The sequence below is a fragment of the Parasphingomonas halimpatiens genome (assembly GCF_036663795.1).
GTDB lineage: Bacteria > Pseudomonadota > Alphaproteobacteria > Sphingomonadales > Sphingomonadaceae > Sphingomonas.
This window is the reverse complement of the sequence record NZ_JAXOJP010000061.1, coordinates 1-14193: the sequence shown is the minus strand read 5'-3', so window position 1 is coordinate 14193 and position 14193 is coordinate 1. Positions and strand designations below refer to the sequence as shown.

The 14193-nt window shown below is 64.2% G+C and carries 14 protein-coding genes and 1 pseudogene; 8 read left to right on the top strand and 7 right to left on the bottom strand.

Going from position 1 to position 14193, the window contains the following annotated elements; all coding sequences use genetic code 11:
- Positions 1–187: 187 nt before the first annotated feature.
- The 3 genes from U1839_RS25820 (at position 188) to U1839_RS25810 (ending at position 2501) form a co-directional block, all read left to right on the top strand.
- On the top strand, positions 188–601 hold the full coding sequence (locus tag U1839_RS25820; RefSeq protein WP_332806425.1) for a hypothetical protein: 414 nt from the start codon (positions 188–190) through the stop codon (positions 599–601).
- A gap of 53 nt (positions 602–654) precedes the next feature.
- Complete coding sequence (locus tag U1839_RS25815) at positions 655–1194, top strand: hypothetical protein (protein ID WP_332806424.1); 540 nt, start codon at positions 655–657, stop codon at positions 1192–1194.
- Between the two features lie 62 nt (positions 1195–1256).
- Positions 1257–2501, top strand: coding sequence for a DUF418 domain-containing protein (locus U1839_RS25810; protein ID WP_332806423.1), 1245 nt, complete (start codon positions 1257–1259; stop codon positions 2499–2501).
- 237 nt (positions 2502–2738) lie between these two features.
- Here U1839_RS25810 and U1839_RS25805 read toward each other — a convergent pair whose 3' ends face one another.
- Together U1839_RS25805 and U1839_RS25800 are read right to left on the bottom strand one after the other, a co-directional pair.
- Positions 2739–3011 (bottom strand): DUF1467 family protein, encoded by a 273-nt coding sequence (locus tag U1839_RS25805; protein WP_332806427.1) that lies wholly within the window; start codon positions 3009–3011, stop codon positions 2739–2741.
- Positions 3012–3018: 7 nt separating this feature from the next.
- Complete coding sequence (locus U1839_RS25800; RefSeq protein ID WP_332806422.1) at positions 3019–4653, bottom strand: ribonuclease J; 1635 nt, start codon at positions 4651–4653, stop codon at positions 3019–3021.
- Positions 4654–4869: 216 nt separating this feature from the next.
- On the opposite strand from U1839_RS25800, the gene U1839_RS25795 reads away from it, so the two are divergent.
- A complete protein-coding gene (locus U1839_RS25795; protein ID WP_332806421.1) occupies positions 4870–5298 on the top strand; it encodes a DUF6628 family protein in 429 nt (142 codons plus the stop codon).
- On the opposite strand, the pseudogene U1839_RS25790 reads toward U1839_RS25795, so the two are convergent.
- Positions 5295–6274: pseudogene (locus U1839_RS25790) on the bottom strand (IS630 family transposase); the annotation flags it as partial. The gene U1839_RS25795 and the pseudogene U1839_RS25790 overlap by 4 nt on opposite strands.
- 219 nt (positions 6275–6493) lie before the next feature.
- Here U1839_RS25790 and U1839_RS25785 point away from each other — a divergent pair.
- Together U1839_RS25785 and U1839_RS25780 are read left to right on the top strand one after the other, a co-directional pair.
- Positions 6494–7267 carry an outer membrane protein gene (locus tag U1839_RS25785; protein ID WP_332806420.1) on the top strand — a complete coding sequence of 258 codons (774 nt, stop codon included), beginning with the start codon at positions 6494–6496 and terminating at the stop codon, positions 7265–7267.
- A gap of 444 nt (positions 7268–7711) precedes the next feature.
- A complete protein-coding gene (locus tag U1839_RS25780) occupies positions 7712–7972 on the top strand; it encodes a hypothetical protein (protein ID WP_332806419.1) in 261 nt (86 codons plus the stop codon).
- A gap of 178 nt (positions 7973–8150) precedes the next feature.
- Here the strand turns inward: U1839_RS25780 and U1839_RS25775 are convergent, their stop codons facing one another.
- Together U1839_RS25775 and U1839_RS25770 are read right to left on the bottom strand one after the other, a co-directional pair.
- Positions 8151–8903: a tetratricopeptide repeat protein gene (locus U1839_RS25775; protein ID WP_332806418.1), complete on the bottom strand. Its 753-nt coding sequence runs from the start codon at positions 8901–8903 to the stop codon at positions 8151–8153.
- The gene (locus tag U1839_RS25770) at positions 8900–10582 is read right to left on the bottom strand and encodes an AmpG family muropeptide MFS transporter (RefSeq protein ID WP_332806417.1); all 1683 of its coding nucleotides are present in this window, start codon (positions 10580–10582) and stop codon (positions 8900–8902) included. Before U1839_RS25770 ends, U1839_RS25775 begins: the two co-directional genes overlap by 4 nt.
- A gap of 328 nt (positions 10583–10910) precedes the next feature.
- On the opposite strand from U1839_RS25770, the gene U1839_RS25765 reads away from it, so the two are divergent.
- Positions 10911–12032, top strand: coding sequence for an aromatic ring-hydroxylating oxygenase subunit alpha (locus U1839_RS25765; protein ID WP_332806416.1), 1122 nt, complete (start codon positions 10911–10913; stop codon positions 12030–12032).
- Between the two features lie 87 nt (positions 12033–12119).
- Here U1839_RS25765 and U1839_RS25760 read toward each other — a convergent pair whose 3' ends face one another.
- Both U1839_RS25760 and U1839_RS25755 read right to left on the bottom strand, forming a co-directional pair.
- A complete protein-coding gene (locus U1839_RS25760) occupies positions 12120–12587 on the bottom strand; it encodes a DUF6869 domain-containing protein (RefSeq protein ID WP_332806415.1) in 468 nt (155 codons plus the stop codon).
- A 173-nt stretch (positions 12588–12760) separates the two neighbouring features.
- Entirely contained in the window at positions 12761–13198 is a 438-nt protein-coding gene (locus U1839_RS25755; RefSeq protein WP_332806426.1) for a response regulator, read from the bottom strand.
- 143 nt (positions 13199–13341) lie between these two features.
- Between U1839_RS25755 and U1839_RS25750 the strand changes: the two genes are divergently transcribed.
- Positions 13342–14193, top strand: an 852-nt coding sequence (locus U1839_RS25750; protein ID WP_332806414.1) for a pseudouridine synthase, incomplete at its 3' end; no start/stop codon positions are given.

Below are 14193 nucleotides of genomic sequence, written 5' to 3'. Positions count from 1 at the left end.
TCCGACATCAGCGAACACTCCTTGAACGGCATGGCTAATCCTCCATGCCGATCTGTCCACCATGTCTCCGAACACCCGTCCACCATCTCCCCGGTCTGTACACTTCGCCGGGGAAGCGATTTGCCCATCCCTTGCTTGAGCGGGACAAGCACCAAACGAGTTCAGGGTAACGATCGGGGGGAAGGCCATGCCGACAGGCTATTCCGGCACGCCACTGGCGAAGAAGCTGGGGCTCAAGCCCGGCCAGCGCGCCTGGTTTGACGCGATGCCCGACAGCGTCCGCGGCGAGATCGATCCCGGAGCGATCGGGCTGGTGCTGCTCGACGAACCCAACCCTGGACTCGACCTGGCACATGTCTTCGTCACGACGCGCGCCGGTCTCGAGCGTCATATCGCGCTACTGCGCGATCGGCTCGCCGCCGACGGCATGATCTGGGTGTCGTGGCCCAAGAAAGCATCGAAGGTTCCGACCGACATTACCGAGGACGTCGTCCGCGCGGTGGCACTCCCCACCGGCCTGGTCGACGTGAAAGTGTGCGCGGTCGACGAAATATGGTCCGGATTGAAACTGGTGATCCGAAAAGCGCTGCGAACGGCGTAGACGGCCGTCCCCGCACGCCATAGCGTCAGTAGCGACGTGCGGGGGGAGATCATTTGACGATATCCTATTCGGTATCGGGTTTCTGGCGTGGCGTGGTGATCGCGACGGTACTTGCCGGCACGCTCAACATCCTGTCGGCGTTCCTGTTCGCCGCGCTGGTCGACGGTACGCCGATTGGCGTCCTGAGCGGGATTGCCGGAGCGGCCGTGCCGCAGTTCGACTTTGGCGGGATGGCCGCGGCCGCCGTGCCGCCGCTCGACCTCGCCGACATCGACAGTGGCGAGATCGTCAACGCCGCCGCCGGCCTGATTGTCCATTTCGCGATCACGTTCGCGATCGTCGCGGTCTATTTCACCTTCGCCGCGCGGGTCGGCCTGATCAACCGCCATCCGTGGATCAGTGGCATCGGCTATGGTCTCATCCTGTGGGGCGTGATGTGCTGGGGCGTGCTGCCCTATCGTTTCCCGACCATGTTCCCGATCATCGACCCGAAGGAAGTGGCGATCCAGTTGTTCGGCCATGTCGTGATGGTCGGTATCCCGATCGCTTATGTCGCGCGCATCGCCGCGCGCTGGTGCGGGCCAGACGGGTGACTTTCTCGCGGGATCGCCTAGCAGCGTGACATGATGTCCGCACCCACCAAGACGTGCCCGCAATGACCGACGCCCCCGCGCGCGTCGCCACGCTCGATGTGATCCGTGGCGTCGCGGTGATGGGCATCCTGCTGATGAACATCGTCGCTTTCGGCATGCCCGAGGTCGCCTACTCGAACCCCGCCGCCTTCGGCAGCCATGGGGCGATCGACTATGGCGTCTGGGCAGTCAATTTCGTGCTGGTCGATGGCAAGATGCGCGGGCTGTTCTCCTTCCTGTTCGGCGCCTCGATGCTGCTGGTGATCGAGCGCGCCGAGGCCAGGGGCGAAGATCCGCTGCGCGTACATTATGCGCGGATGTTCTGGCTGTTCCTGTTCGGCCTTGCCCATCTCTATCTCGTCTGGTGGGGCGATATCCTCAACCATTATGCGCTGGTCGGCGCGCTGGCTTATCCGTTCCGCCGGATGGCGCCGCACAAGCTGGTCGTCGTCGCTGTCATCCTGATCGCGCTGGAGACGCTGCTGACGTCGACGCTCGTCATGAGCATCGCCCAGACCCAGGCGGCGGTCGCCGCGCACACCGCCGATGCCGCGACGCTGCGGCAATATCATGGCTATATCGAATCCTTCGGTCGGCCCGACGCTGCCTTCCTCGCACACGACGTTGCCGTCCATCGCGGCGGTTACGCGGCGGTGTTCGTCAATCGGCTGGCCGAGGCGGCGTCGTCGCCGATCAACACCCTCATGTTCGTCGGCATGGAGACGCTCGGCTACATGCTGCTCGGCATGGCGTGCTTCAGGACCGGCATGCTGCGCGGTGCCTGGTCGAGTGCGCGCTACCGCGCCGGGCTGGCGATCGGCTTCGGCATCGGCATTCCCGCCTATGTCGTGCTGCTGCTGGTACAGTGGCGTGGCGGCTTCGATGCCTGGCATGTCGCGCTTGGCGGCATCACGCTGTCGACGCCGTTCCGCCCGGTGATGATCATCGGCTGGGTGTGCCTGATCATCCTGCTCGCGCGGCCCGGTGGCGGCTTGACCGAGCGACTTGCCGCAGCCGGGCGCATGGCCTTTTCCAACTATCTCGGCACGAGCCTGATCTGCAGCACGCTGTTCTACGGCTATGGCGCGGGTCTCTACGGCCAACTGTCACGCGCCGAACTCTACCTCGTCGTCGCCGGCGTCTGGGCGCTGATACTCCTCTGGTCGAAGCCATGGCTCGCGCATTTCCGCTACGGCCCGCTCGAATGGCTGTGGCGCTCGCTCGCGCGCGGCAAATTCCAGCCAATGCGCGGCGCTGCGGCTGTTTGACTCTCCGGCGACAACGGAACTTGCGCCATTCGCAATAGCGCGAGCCACCAGCTTTGCCGTCACGGCGGACCTGTTCCCTGTTCGAACTTTGGCTTGCCCCGGCAAGCCAAGATTGTGTTCGGGGAACACAATCTCGTTCGAACACTACCAAGCCGCATGGGCGGAGGCCGCAATGTTCGCGGAACGGTGGATGCCGGAACAAGTCCGGCATGACGGAAAGTGACAGTACCAGCCGGCTTAGCTGTCATTCCCGAAATTCACCGTGAAGGTCTGCGGCGTGATCCAGCCCTCGATATAGTTGAGCTGGAAGACGAGCCACAGGATCGTCGCCACCACCGTTACGCGGATCGCGATGCGCCCGGGCCGGAATTCGTGCGGAGCGCTGTCGGCCTGGCCCGGCACCTTGGGGACGCCGGCCTCGTCGGCGGTGCGCACCCCGAAGGGCAGCACCAGAAAGACCGACATCGCCCAGAACAGAAAGTAGATGGCCAGCCCGGACGTCCACTTCATCATCCTATTACGCCTCGATCAGCAGGACATCGACGATCGGCTTCTTGCCGGTCCAGCGCGTCGCGACGCGGCGCACCGCGAGCCGGATATCCTCGCGCAACCGGTCGCGATCGCGCCCCTTGCCGCGCGCCGCCGCCGTTACTGCCTCGAGCGCCTCGCCGATGAACGGCTCGCGATCTTCCTCCACCGGAATGCCCTGCAGCCGCAGTTGCGGCGCGCCGATCAGCCCGCGCGAGCCGATCGCCACGGCGACCGAGATCTGGCCGTTGAGCGCGAGCTTGCGGCGCTCGTTGATCGTCGAACCGTCGCCGGGCAGGATGACGTCGCCGTCGAGCACCAGCCGCCCGACCTGCGCGTTGCCGATCTTGGTCGGCGCGCCCGGCGCGAGGCGGATGATGTCGCCATTGGTCTGCACCAGCGCGCGCGGGATGCCCAGCGACAGGCCGTAGCGCGCCTGCTCCATCAGATGGCGCATTTCGCCATGCACCGGCATCAGCGTGTCGGGCCGCAGCCAGGCGTACATCTTGGCCAGTTCGGGCCGGCCGGGATGGCCGGAGACATGGACATGCGCCTGGCGCTCGGTGATCATCTCCACTCCGCGCGCGGCGAGCTGGTTCTGGATGCGGCCGATCGCCACCTCGTTGCCCGGGATCTGCTTCGACGAGAAGACCACGGTATCGCCGCTGTCGAGGCGGATCGGATGCGCGCCATCGGCGACGCGGGCCAGCGCGGCACGGGCCTCGCCCTGCCCGCCGGTCGCCACGATCATCACCTTATCGCGCGGCATGCGCATCGCGGTGTCGGGATCGATCGTCTCGGGGAAATTCTTGAGATAGCCGGTCGCCCGCGCCACCTTGAGGATACGGTCGAGCGAGCGGCCAGTGATGCACAGCGCACGGCCGGTCGCCTTGGCAACCTCGCCCAGCGTCTGCAGTCGCGCGGCATTCGACGCGAAGGTCGTGACGAGCACGCGCTGCTTCGCCTCGGTCACCACCTCGGTCAGCCCGGATCGCACGTCGTTCTCGGAGCCCGAGGCGTCGGGGTTAAACACGTTGGTCGAGTCGCACACCAGCGCCAGGATGCCCTGGTCGCCGATCGCGGTCAGCTCAGCCGGCGTCGATGGCGTACCGAGGACGGGCAGCTCGTCGAGCTTCCAGTCGCCGGTGTGGAAGATCTTGCCATGCGGCGTGTGGATAAGCAGCGCATTGGCTTCGGGAATCGAGTGCGACAAAGGCACGAAATCGATCCCGAACGGGCCGACATCGATGCGCTGGCCGGGCTTGACGACGCGCAGCGTGACGCGCTTCTCGTTGCCCTCTTCCTCCAGCTTGCCGCGGATAAGGCCGGCGGTGAACGGCGTGGCGTAGAGCGGTACGCCGAGATCCTCGGCGAGATAGGGCAACGCCCCGATATGGTCTTCATGGCCATGCGTCAGCACGATGCCGACCAGGTCGTCGAGCCGTTCCTCGATAAAGGCGAGGTCGGGCAGGATGACGTCGATGCCGGGGTAATTGGGGTCGGCGAAGGTGATGCCGCAATCGACCATCAGCCATTTGCCGTTACAGCCATAGAGATTGACGTTCATGCCGATCTCGCCCGATCCGCCGAGTGCGACGAACAGGAGTTCTTTGTTGGGAGTCACTTAAATCCAGTCTTTGAGAAAATTGAGCGGGCGGGGTCGGCTTCGGCCGGCGCCATCGCGGGAATGTGTTGCCGCCCATATGGTGCGTCGCGCGGCAAAAAGCCAGTCGAACCCGCATTTGCCACGCCGTTAACGCAGATTAATCCGCCCGCGCTAATTGCGATTGACTTGCAATAGCATATTGACGCAGCATGTTGGCATCCGCTGGAGCCCATCATGACCGACGCCCCGATCGCCCTTTCCGCCACGCCCCATGCCATGCCCGCGACGCCGGGCGCGCGGCTCGCATTGTTCGCCTTCCGCCGCCTCGGCGCGCACGGCCTGGACGATGCCGCCGCCGCCCAGGCGATGCTCGCCAGTTTCGGCCACGGCTTCCGCCGCCCATTGGTGCTGATGCGCGCGATGATGGCCGATCTCGCGGCGAGCGCGGTGGTGCCGATTTCGATCGCACCTTGTTGTTGCCTGCGGATGACGCACGCCGAACACGCCGCGCTCACCGTCCTCGCCCGCGCCGAAACCGCCCCCGACAGCGCGCGCCTGCTGCTCGCCGACCTGCTCGGCATCCGCCATGCCGATGGCGCCCTTGCCTGTGTCATGGCCGTGGCGGCGGCATTCGCCGATGGCGGGCGGCCGATCGCGGGTTAGTGGATCGAATCTAACACTTGGTGCCCGCGCCTGACGGCGGCGATGATTTTGTCGGTGTCGGCGGTCCAGACGAAGGGCTTTGGGCTTTCGTTGTGCTCTGCCAGGAAGCGGTTGATGGCGGCCTGAAGGTCGACGAGCGAATGAAAGACGCCGCGTTTGAGGCGGCGGTTGGTCAGCCTGGCGAAAAAGCCCTCGACAGCGTTGAGCCAGGAACATGACGTTGGCGTAAAGTGGAAGGTGAAGCGCGGGTGCCGGTCGAGCCACTCGCGGACCTTGGGGTGCTTGTGAGCGGCGTAGTTGTCGAGGATCACATGGATCGCCTTGTCGGCGGGCACCCGCGCTTCGATCAGATTGAGAAAGCGGATGAATTCCTGGTGGCGATGCCGCTGCATGTTGCGGCCGATCACGGTCCCGTCGAGTATGTTGAGCGCCGCAAAGAGCGTGGTGGTGCCGTTGCGCTTGTAGTCGTGCGTCATCGTCCCGGCTCGCCCCTTCTTGAGCGGCAGGCCGGGCTGGGTTCGGTCGAGGGCCTGGATTTGGCTCTTCTCGTCGAAGGACAGGACAATCGCGTGGGCAGGCGGCGCGACATAAAGGCCGACGACATCGCGGAGCATCTCGACAAACTCAGGATCGTTGGAAAGCTTGAACTGCCGCATGCGGTGAGGCTGCAGGCCGTGGGCGCGCCAGATCCGGTGAACCGAACTGGCGCTGCCCCCGCTTCGCGGGTCATTCAGCGAGGCCGTCCAGTGGGTCGTCTCGCCGGGCGGTTCCTCATGCGTCCGGGTGGCTACCCGTGCGACGACCTCCGGGGTCAGGGCAGGGATGCGCGACGGGCGGGTCTTGTCGTGCAGCAGGCCTTAAACCCCTTCCTGCATGAACCACTCCTGCCAGCGCCACACGCATGTCTCGACGTGGCCGTCCGGCGCATGATCTCGCTGGTGCCGATCCCGTCGGCGCTCAGAAGCACGATCTCGGCGGTAAAACTTTCGTTGAGTTGGTTGGCACGAATGCGCCGAAGCGTTCCGGTTGCAGCAGTCGCTCGGCCAGCGTCGATTTTTTCAAAACCGGCCAGGCCTCCATCCGCGAAATTATTGGAAATCGCCGCCCTACGTAATACTACGAATTATAAAAAATCGACGTCTAATTAATTATATCGCTCTCGTAGTTCGATAATTTTTAAATAAACGGATGATTTATGCTAATCAACAAAAATCTAGTCGTTGCTTCACTTATGGTCTACGCCGTATTAGGCGTCGATAGAGCCTCGGCGGATCCAGTTAAGCCAGAATGGACGGGGCCTTATGTCGGGGCCGATATCGGAAATCGCCACGAAAGCAACGATGGCGTTACGTACACGATAGACCCTAACTCAAACGTTGGCGGAAGCCGTGCATCTGGTTCAGGATCGGACAGCTGGAATGGCATCGTCACAGATGCTCATATTGGATACAACTGGCAAACAAAATCTAACATTGTACTGGGCATTGAGACCTCGGTTTATTGGTCGAATAACAATCGCGATCGTCAGGGCATTTCTGAGTTCGGAATAAGCGACAAACATTCAAATCAGTCTATCAGCGCGGATCTAAAAGCACGTGTGGGATATGCGTTCAACAAATTATTGATTTACGGCACAGGCGGCGCTTCCTGGATGCACGTTCGGACCACCAACACTCAAGGTCCGTGCGGAGACGGCCGCACACCACCTAGCTACACCATCGCAAATTGCTCAGCGGGCCCCTATACTGCTGTTCCGTACGGGACGCTAAATGTCAGTTCGGCTAGCAGGCTTGGCTGGACTTTGGGTGGCGGCGCCGAACTTGCCCTGACCCGCAATATTTCCGCTAGGGTTGGTTACACGCACGCCGACTATGGAACTTTCAGATTTGCTTACCCGAGTTTCAACCGGGGAACCAATGCGAAGACCAAAACGGATGACATCATGGCCGGACTTAATTTCAGATTCTGAATATTGCCCGATACAGGCAAAGGCTGAATTTATTAGGAGGAAGTGAAGACCGCTTCCTCCTGGTAGACAAAACTGTGAATTATACCATGCTCTTTGCAGTAGACTCATAGGCGTGAAAGCGCGCCCGGCTCACATCCACGCACTTCCTACTTAGCTCACCAGCGCTCCCTCGACCCCGCAACGTTTTGGGTACGACGGTCCGTATCGTATCCAGCGTGGCGACGGTAATTCGACGGATTGGAACTCCACCCCTTCCTGCTTGAACCGCTCCTGCCAGCGCCGCACGCATGTCTCGACGTGCCCGTCCCGCGCATGATCTCGCTGGTGCCGATCCCGTCGCCCCTCCTCAGAAGGACGATCTAGGCGTGCCAGACGTGCTTCTAAGGGGCGTTGCGATCCTTGCAGATCCGCTTGAGGCGTTCGCGGTCCGCGGACGTGAGGTCGATGATGACACCACTGCAACGCGTGATTCAACAGCCGCGCCAATGCTCCATGGACTGGGCCGCCTCGCATCCCGATTCGCATGGCCGGCTCTTTCCCATTGTTGGTCCAATGGCCAGTGCGCCCTGTTGGAACGCCGCCATTCCCGTCACGACCATCGGCAATAAATCTGAAGAAAACATCGAGGCTATTCGCATAATGCGGCGCCACTATTTCTTCACGCGACGTCGCGCGGTGGCGCCTCACGGCCTGGTGCTCACGTAATGCCCTGTTGAACTCCGCCGACGCTACTGTAGGATATCTTGAAATGCCAGGTCGGCAGGAGCCCCAAAAAGCGCACCCCATCGGCTCGCAAAATCCCTCCGCTGCTTGCCAGCATCATCGGCTTATGTTGCACGATACTCGCCGTCTTCTTCACACAGCCAGCGTATTTCGCGCTGCGCTAGGCGTGCGCCCCGCGCAGCGTCGCGAGCCGCTCCATCGCCCAGCGATACATGTCGGCCTCGGCGGCGCGCTGGTGGCGGTCGAGCCGCTTCATCCGCGACTCGACCTCCTCGAGCACCGCCAGCGCCTTGCGGTCCCGGCCCTGCTCGATCAGCAGCACAGCGTAGCGACAGCGCACTTCCTCACCCGGGTAGCGCGTAACGATATCGGCATAAACCGCGAGCGCCTCGTCCTTGCGCTCGAGCTGTTCGAGGATGCGCGCGCGCAGCAGCGCCTGGCGATCGCGGTCGCTCTGCGCGGTCGCCGGACGATTGCCGTCGAGCGTGGCGAGCGCACCTTCGGCGTCGCCGGTCTCGAATTCGGCGCGGGCGAGCTTCTCGCCGGTACCAAGGTCGAGCGGCCCCATCGCCACCGCCTCGCGATAGAACGGCAGTGCCTCGCCAAATTTGCCGAGTGCCGACAACGCATCGGCCAGCCGGATGCGGTTGGCGACGGTATCGGCAAGGTCGAGCGCGCTGCGCGCCGCGCGGACCTCGCGCTCGGGGTCGATCGCCGCGATCGCCTTGGCCTGCACCGTGCGGATATGCCGGTTGCCCTTCATCCCCGGCAGGACCTCGACGATGACATAGGCGAACGTGCTGGCGACGGGCAGGAAGATCAGCGCCATGATCCACAACTGGTTGCGGCCGTTGCGGATCACGTCGACGATGCAGGCGATCTGCACCAGCAGCAGCGCGATGTAGACGATCATGCCGGCTGCCCGGTGCCACCGGCTTCGGCGCGCCGCGCGACCGTCGCCGACCGCCACCATTCGAGCAGCACGAACAGGATCGCCAGCAACCCGACCACCGCGACCTCGCGGAACACCGTGGCATAGCCATATTTGTCGATCATCTCGCCGGCAAAGCCCTTGCCGAGCGAGCCGATCAGGAAGGTCAGCGACGACAGCAGGGCATATTGCACCGCCGCGAACTTCTTGCTGACGATGCCAGAGACGAACGCGACGAACGCCGCGCCGGCAAGCCCGGTCGAGATATTCTCGTAGCAGATCGTGAGCAGCAGCCGCGCCATGCGCTCGTCGCTGCCGAACCACGCGGCAAGCAGGTCGAGCCGGAACAGGTGCAGCACGATGTCGATATGCGCGCCGCCCTCGGCAAGGTCGGCATAGAGGAAATTGCCGAAGATCGGCATCGCCGCGCCGATCAGCACGGTCGGGAAACGCCCGATGCGCAGGAACAGATAGCCGCCGATGCTGACCCCGACGATCGACATGATGATGCCGAACACCTTCGACGCGAACGCCACCTCGTCCTTCGAATAATGCATGAAATCGAGGTAGAAGGGGTAAGCGAACGACGCCCAGATATTGTAGCACAGCGCATAGGTCAGGATCAGGCCGATCACGATCAGCACGCCCCAGCGCAGCCGCGCGGTCAGGTCGACGAGCGGCGCGACCAGCGCGCCGTAAAGATGGTTCGCCGCCGTGCGCCCGCGGTTGCGGGTCGGGTCGACGGCACGCTGGACCTCGCGGCCATGCGCCTTGAGCCAGTTGATCGCCGCCGCGATCGCCAGCGGCACCAGCACCGTTGCGATGACGATGATCGGCCCGCGATATTTGAAGAAATCGCCGACCGAGGGCGGCTTGGTCCCCGGCGGGCGCTCGGCCAGCATGCCGACCATGAACAGCACGATCGTCACGATCGCCCAGGCCCAGGCGCCGCCGACGATCAGCAGCGCGGCGGCGCGTACCTTGGGGTTGACCTCGCCGGGCTCGGCCAGCACCTCGACCACCGCGCGCGGCGGCCGGTCGGTGTCGGGCGCGGTAAAGGTGATGGCGAGCAGCACGCCCATCAGCACCGCCATGACGAGATAGACCGTCGGCCAGCTCATCCGCGCCGCCATGAACAGCGCGCCGGCGCCGCCGACGATGCTCGCGGTGCGATAGCCGAGCTGGTAGATCGCCGATAGCAGTTCGATCGGCGCGTCCTCGTCGGCGATGTCGATGCGCCAGCCATCGACCGCGACATCCTGCGTCGCCGAGCCGATCGCACCGAGAAAGGCGAACAGCGCGAAGCGCGCAATGTGCACCGTCGGGTCGGTGATCACGAGCCCGATCAACCCGACGATCATCAGCGCCTGGCACAGCATGATCCAGCTCTTGCGCCGCCCGAAGCGGTTGAGCAGCGGGAGTTCGAGCCGGTCGACCAGCGGCGACCACAGGAATTTGAAGGCATAGGTCAGCCCGACCCAGGACAGCACGCCGATAGTCGCGAGATTGACCTTCACCTCGCCCAGCCACGCCGTCAGCGTGCCGACGAGCAGCGCGAAGGGCAGCCCCGACGAGAAGGCAAGCGCCAGCATCGACGCCGACTTGCGCGTGCCCAGCGCCGCCGCGAGCAGTTTGAATCCCTTTGGACGCGTTTCAGCCAAGCTAACCCCCGTATTTTCTTCCGTGAGACTAGGGTCACACCACACTACTGGCAACGGCCGTGACGGAGCGGATTTTGGCGCACAGCTAGGAGCAAGGAGGGAGCGATGGAATCTCCATCGTGACCGACGCGCGACGCCGCTGTGCGCCAAAAGGCGCCCGCCGCGAAGCGGTCGCCCTGAGCAGGCCGCTGGCCGCGTCGCTTGCTTGCGCGTAGCCTCAGCTACGCGTCTGCGCGGTGCTCCTCGCCAGCGGCCTGCTCAGGGCGATCACGACCATTGCCAGTAGTGGGGTGTGACCCTCGGCCGTTCTGCGTTATGCCTAGTCCCCATGAACGCTCCGACCCTCGGTCAACTCGCACTGGCGCGTCAGCTCATCGCCGATGGCGCGCCGACGCCGACCGCGATCACCCATGTCGATGCCGCCGCCTATACCGATTCGGCGCGCCACCGCGCCGAACAGGAGCGCATCTTCGCGCATGTGCCTTTGGTCATCGCGCCGTCGGCGCTGTTGCCCGAGCCCAACATGGCGGTGGCGCATGACGGGTTCGGCAAGCCGCTGCTGATCGCGCGCGACCGCAACGGCACCGCGCAGGTTTTCCTCAATGTCTGCCGCCACCGCGGCACGCGGCTGGTCGAGGGCAGCGAGCCGGTCTGCGCGTCGCGGCTGATCTGCCCCTATCATGCGTGGAGCTACACGCTCGACGGCAACCTCGCCGCCCTGCCCCGTGCCGACAGCTTTCCCGGGCTCGACAAGGCCGACTTCGCGCTCAAACGCCTGCCGACGCGCGAGGCGGGCGGGTTGATCTGGTTCGCCTTCGACGAGGCGGCAGATTTCAGCGAGGCCGAGGCGCTCGGCCCCGATTTCGAGGCCTTCGCCATGCCGCGCCAGCATCTCTTCCGCCGCCGCACGCACGATGTGCCGGCGAACTGGAAGCTGATCATGGACGCGTTTCTCGAAAGCTATCACGTCCAGCGGCTCCACGCCGCGACGATCGGGCCGTTCTTCAAGGACGGCGTCAACACCGCCGACGCGATCGGCCCGCACCAGCGCTCCGCCGTCGGTCGCGCCGCCGCACTCGCCGCGATCGACGGCGCCGACTGGCCGGCGCTGCGCGGCGCGATCACCTACACCTATCAGCTCTTCCCCGGCACGGTGCTGATCGTCAGCCCCGACTATATGAACCTGATGGTGATGATGCCGCAGGCCGCGAACCGCGTGCTGGTCGAGGATTTCATGCTCATCCCCGAGGCGCCCGCGACCGACAAGGCGCGCGACCATTGGGAACGCAGCTGGGCGCTGCTCGACGGCGGCGTCTTCGCGGCCGAGGATTTCCGCGCGGCGGCGCTGGGGCAGCAAGGGCTTGAGTCGGGCGCGCTCGACCGCATCACGCTCGGCACGCTGGAAACGGGGATCCGGAAGTTTCATGACGGAGTCGAGGCGCGGCTTTAGGCGGGTGATTGGAGCGATGAGTGCTTTCGCCGACGCTTGTTACGGCAGCTAGCGCCGCGTTCTATGCCATTGGTTGGCGCTCGGCAGCTAGTTCAAGTGCCTCGAAGGCAACGTGTCGGACAGCGGCTCCTCATGTGGACCGGTGATGCGAAACGGTGCGATTGCCTCCCAAGCTTGCTCAGTAACGGCCACTTTGAAGGGGTTGCTTAGCAGCCATCGGAACCGCGCTGACTTTCTAGCCTCGGCGACGACACGTCCTAACAATTCAGGTGATGGATCGCGGAGAACGTCTTCAAGCGGTCCACACCCGAGCAAGCCAAGAAATCCCGCGTCATCGGAGCGTGAGGCGCCTAAAATGACATAGGCTAGTGCCTTTTCGGGATCTTCGTGATGACAGGTCACGACCTCCAAAAAATCGTCAGCGTCGTCGTCAGGCCAATCACCCGCGCCTTGCGCATGGTAGCTGGCATAGGCATCAATCTGCCGGATCATTGTTTCCGCATCCGGGCGAGCCAGTGCCCTTGCCAATTCGTCTAAGTATCCGCTGTCGGCCATGGCCGCGATCTTGCACCAGACCTCTTTCCGATTTCTTTCGGATTGTCGCAAATTGGTCGCCCTTCACGCAACCAAATCGAGAAGCGGCCCTTCCGAAATCCAACATTTTTGCTGCAACCGAACGCCGCTCAACCACGATAGATGGCAAACAAGTGAACGGCCAGGCTACCCCCTCACGCCGCCTCAGGCCGCGCGAACAAGCGAAACCCGCCCGGCAGCCGCTTCGGCGCGCGACCGTCCAGCACCGCCTCGACCGCGCTGATCGCCGCCAGCAGGTCGCGCTGCGCATAGGGTTTGGCGAGGCAGCCGAGTGCGACTTCCTCGCCACCGGCCGGGCAATCGCCGGTCACGAACATCGCGGCGATCCCACACTCATAGGCCGCGCGCGCCACGTCGAGTCCGCTGCCATCGGCGAGGCTGATATCGACCAGCACGAGGTCGATCGGATCATCGCCGCGGATCACCTGCACCGCGTCGGCAACGCGATCGACCGTCGCGACGATCACGAACTCCTCGTCGACCAGAAACCGCTCATTGTCGAACGCCACCAGCGGCTCGTCCTCGACGAGCAGCAGCCTGATGATCCTGCGCTTCTTCTTGCCGAACAACATCGCCAGGATGTCCACCTTTTCACCAGCCGAGGGGTCATTTCCCCATGGGCTATCGTTACGCACCTGCGCCTTAACGCCCGGCTACGAGATCGGGCACCATTTTTTGCGCGGCGGATAGGATAAAACCGTCTATTGGCCGCGCGGTGCAACCACCAAAATCATCCCGCGAGCCGCAACGCATCGCCAAATTGCTCGCCCGCGCCGGCATCGCCTCACGCCGCGAGATCGAACGCATGATCGAAGAGGGCCGCGTGGCGCTCGACGGCAAAGTGCTCGATACGCCCGCGACATTGCTCGTCTCGCTCGCCGGCGTCACCGTCGACGGCAATCCGGTGCAGGCCGCCGCCCCGGCGCGGCTCTATCTCTACCACAAGCCCAACGGCCTGCTCGTCACCGAGCGCGACCCCAAGGGCCGCCCGACGATCTACGACAAGCTGCCCAACGACCTGCCGCGACTGGTGCCGGTCGGCCGGCTCGATCTCAATACCGAGGGGCTGTTGCTGCTTACCACCGATGGCGAGTTGAAACGGCTGCTCGAACTGCCCGCAACCGGCGTAGAGCGCGCCTATCGCGCCCGCGTCTATGGCAATGTCACCCAGGCGCAGCTCGAGGCGCTGATCGAGGGCGTCGAGATCGAGGGCGTGCGCTACGGCTCGATCGACGCCAATCTCGAACGCCGCACCGGCGCCAACACCTGGATCGAGCTGATCCTGACCGAGGGCAAGAATCGCGAGGTGCGGCGTGTGCTCGAATATCTCGGGCTGCAGGTCTCACGCCTGATCCGCACGCGTTACGGCCCGTTCGTGCTCGGCGACCTGCCGCCCGGCGCGGTAGGTGAGGTACGCCAGCACGACGTCGTCGCGTTCCGCAAGAACCCGACCAGCAAGATTATCGCCGGCCCGCCCAAGCTGGCGACGCCACGCGGCGCGCCCGCCGCCCCCGAAGCGCCGGCCCGCGCCGAGCGCAGCGCCCGCCCGCTGCGCCGCGCCGAGCCG

Coding starts and splice junctions, on each gene's coding strand:
- U1839_RS25820 (WP_332806425.1), top strand. CDS start 188: ATGCCGACAGGCTATTCCGGCACGCCACTGGCGAAGAAGCTGGGGCTC.
- U1839_RS25810 (WP_332806423.1), top strand. CDS start 1,257: ATGACCGACGCCCCCGCGCGCGTCGCCACGCTCGATGTGATCCGTGGC.
- U1839_RS25805 (WP_332806427.1), bottom strand. CDS start 3,011: ATGAAGTGGACGTCCGGGCTGGCCATCTACTTTCTGTTCTGGGCGATG.
- U1839_RS25795 (WP_332806421.1), top strand. CDS start 4,870: ATGACCGACGCCCCGATCGCCCTTTCCGCCACGCCCCATGCCATGCCC.
- U1839_RS25785 (WP_332806420.1), top strand. CDS start 6,494: ATGCTAATCAACAAAAATCTAGTCGTTGCTTCACTTATGGTCTACGCC.
- U1839_RS25780 (WP_332806419.1), top strand. CDS start 7,712: ATGATGACACCACTGCAACGCGTGATTCAACAGCCGCGCCAATGCTCC.
- U1839_RS25775 (WP_332806418.1), bottom strand. CDS start 8,903: ATGATCGTCTACATCGCGCTGCTGCTGGTGCAGATCGCCTGCATCGTC.
- U1839_RS25765 (WP_332806416.1), top strand. CDS start 10,911: ATGAACGCTCCGACCCTCGGTCAACTCGCACTGGCGCGTCAGCTCATC.
- U1839_RS25760 (WP_332806415.1), bottom strand. CDS start 12,587: ATGGCCGACAGCGGATACTTAGACGAATTGGCAAGGGCACTGGCTCGC.
- U1839_RS25755 (WP_332806426.1), bottom strand. CDS start 13,198: ATGTTGTTCGGCAAGAAGAAGCGCAGGATCATCAGGCTGCTGCTCGTC.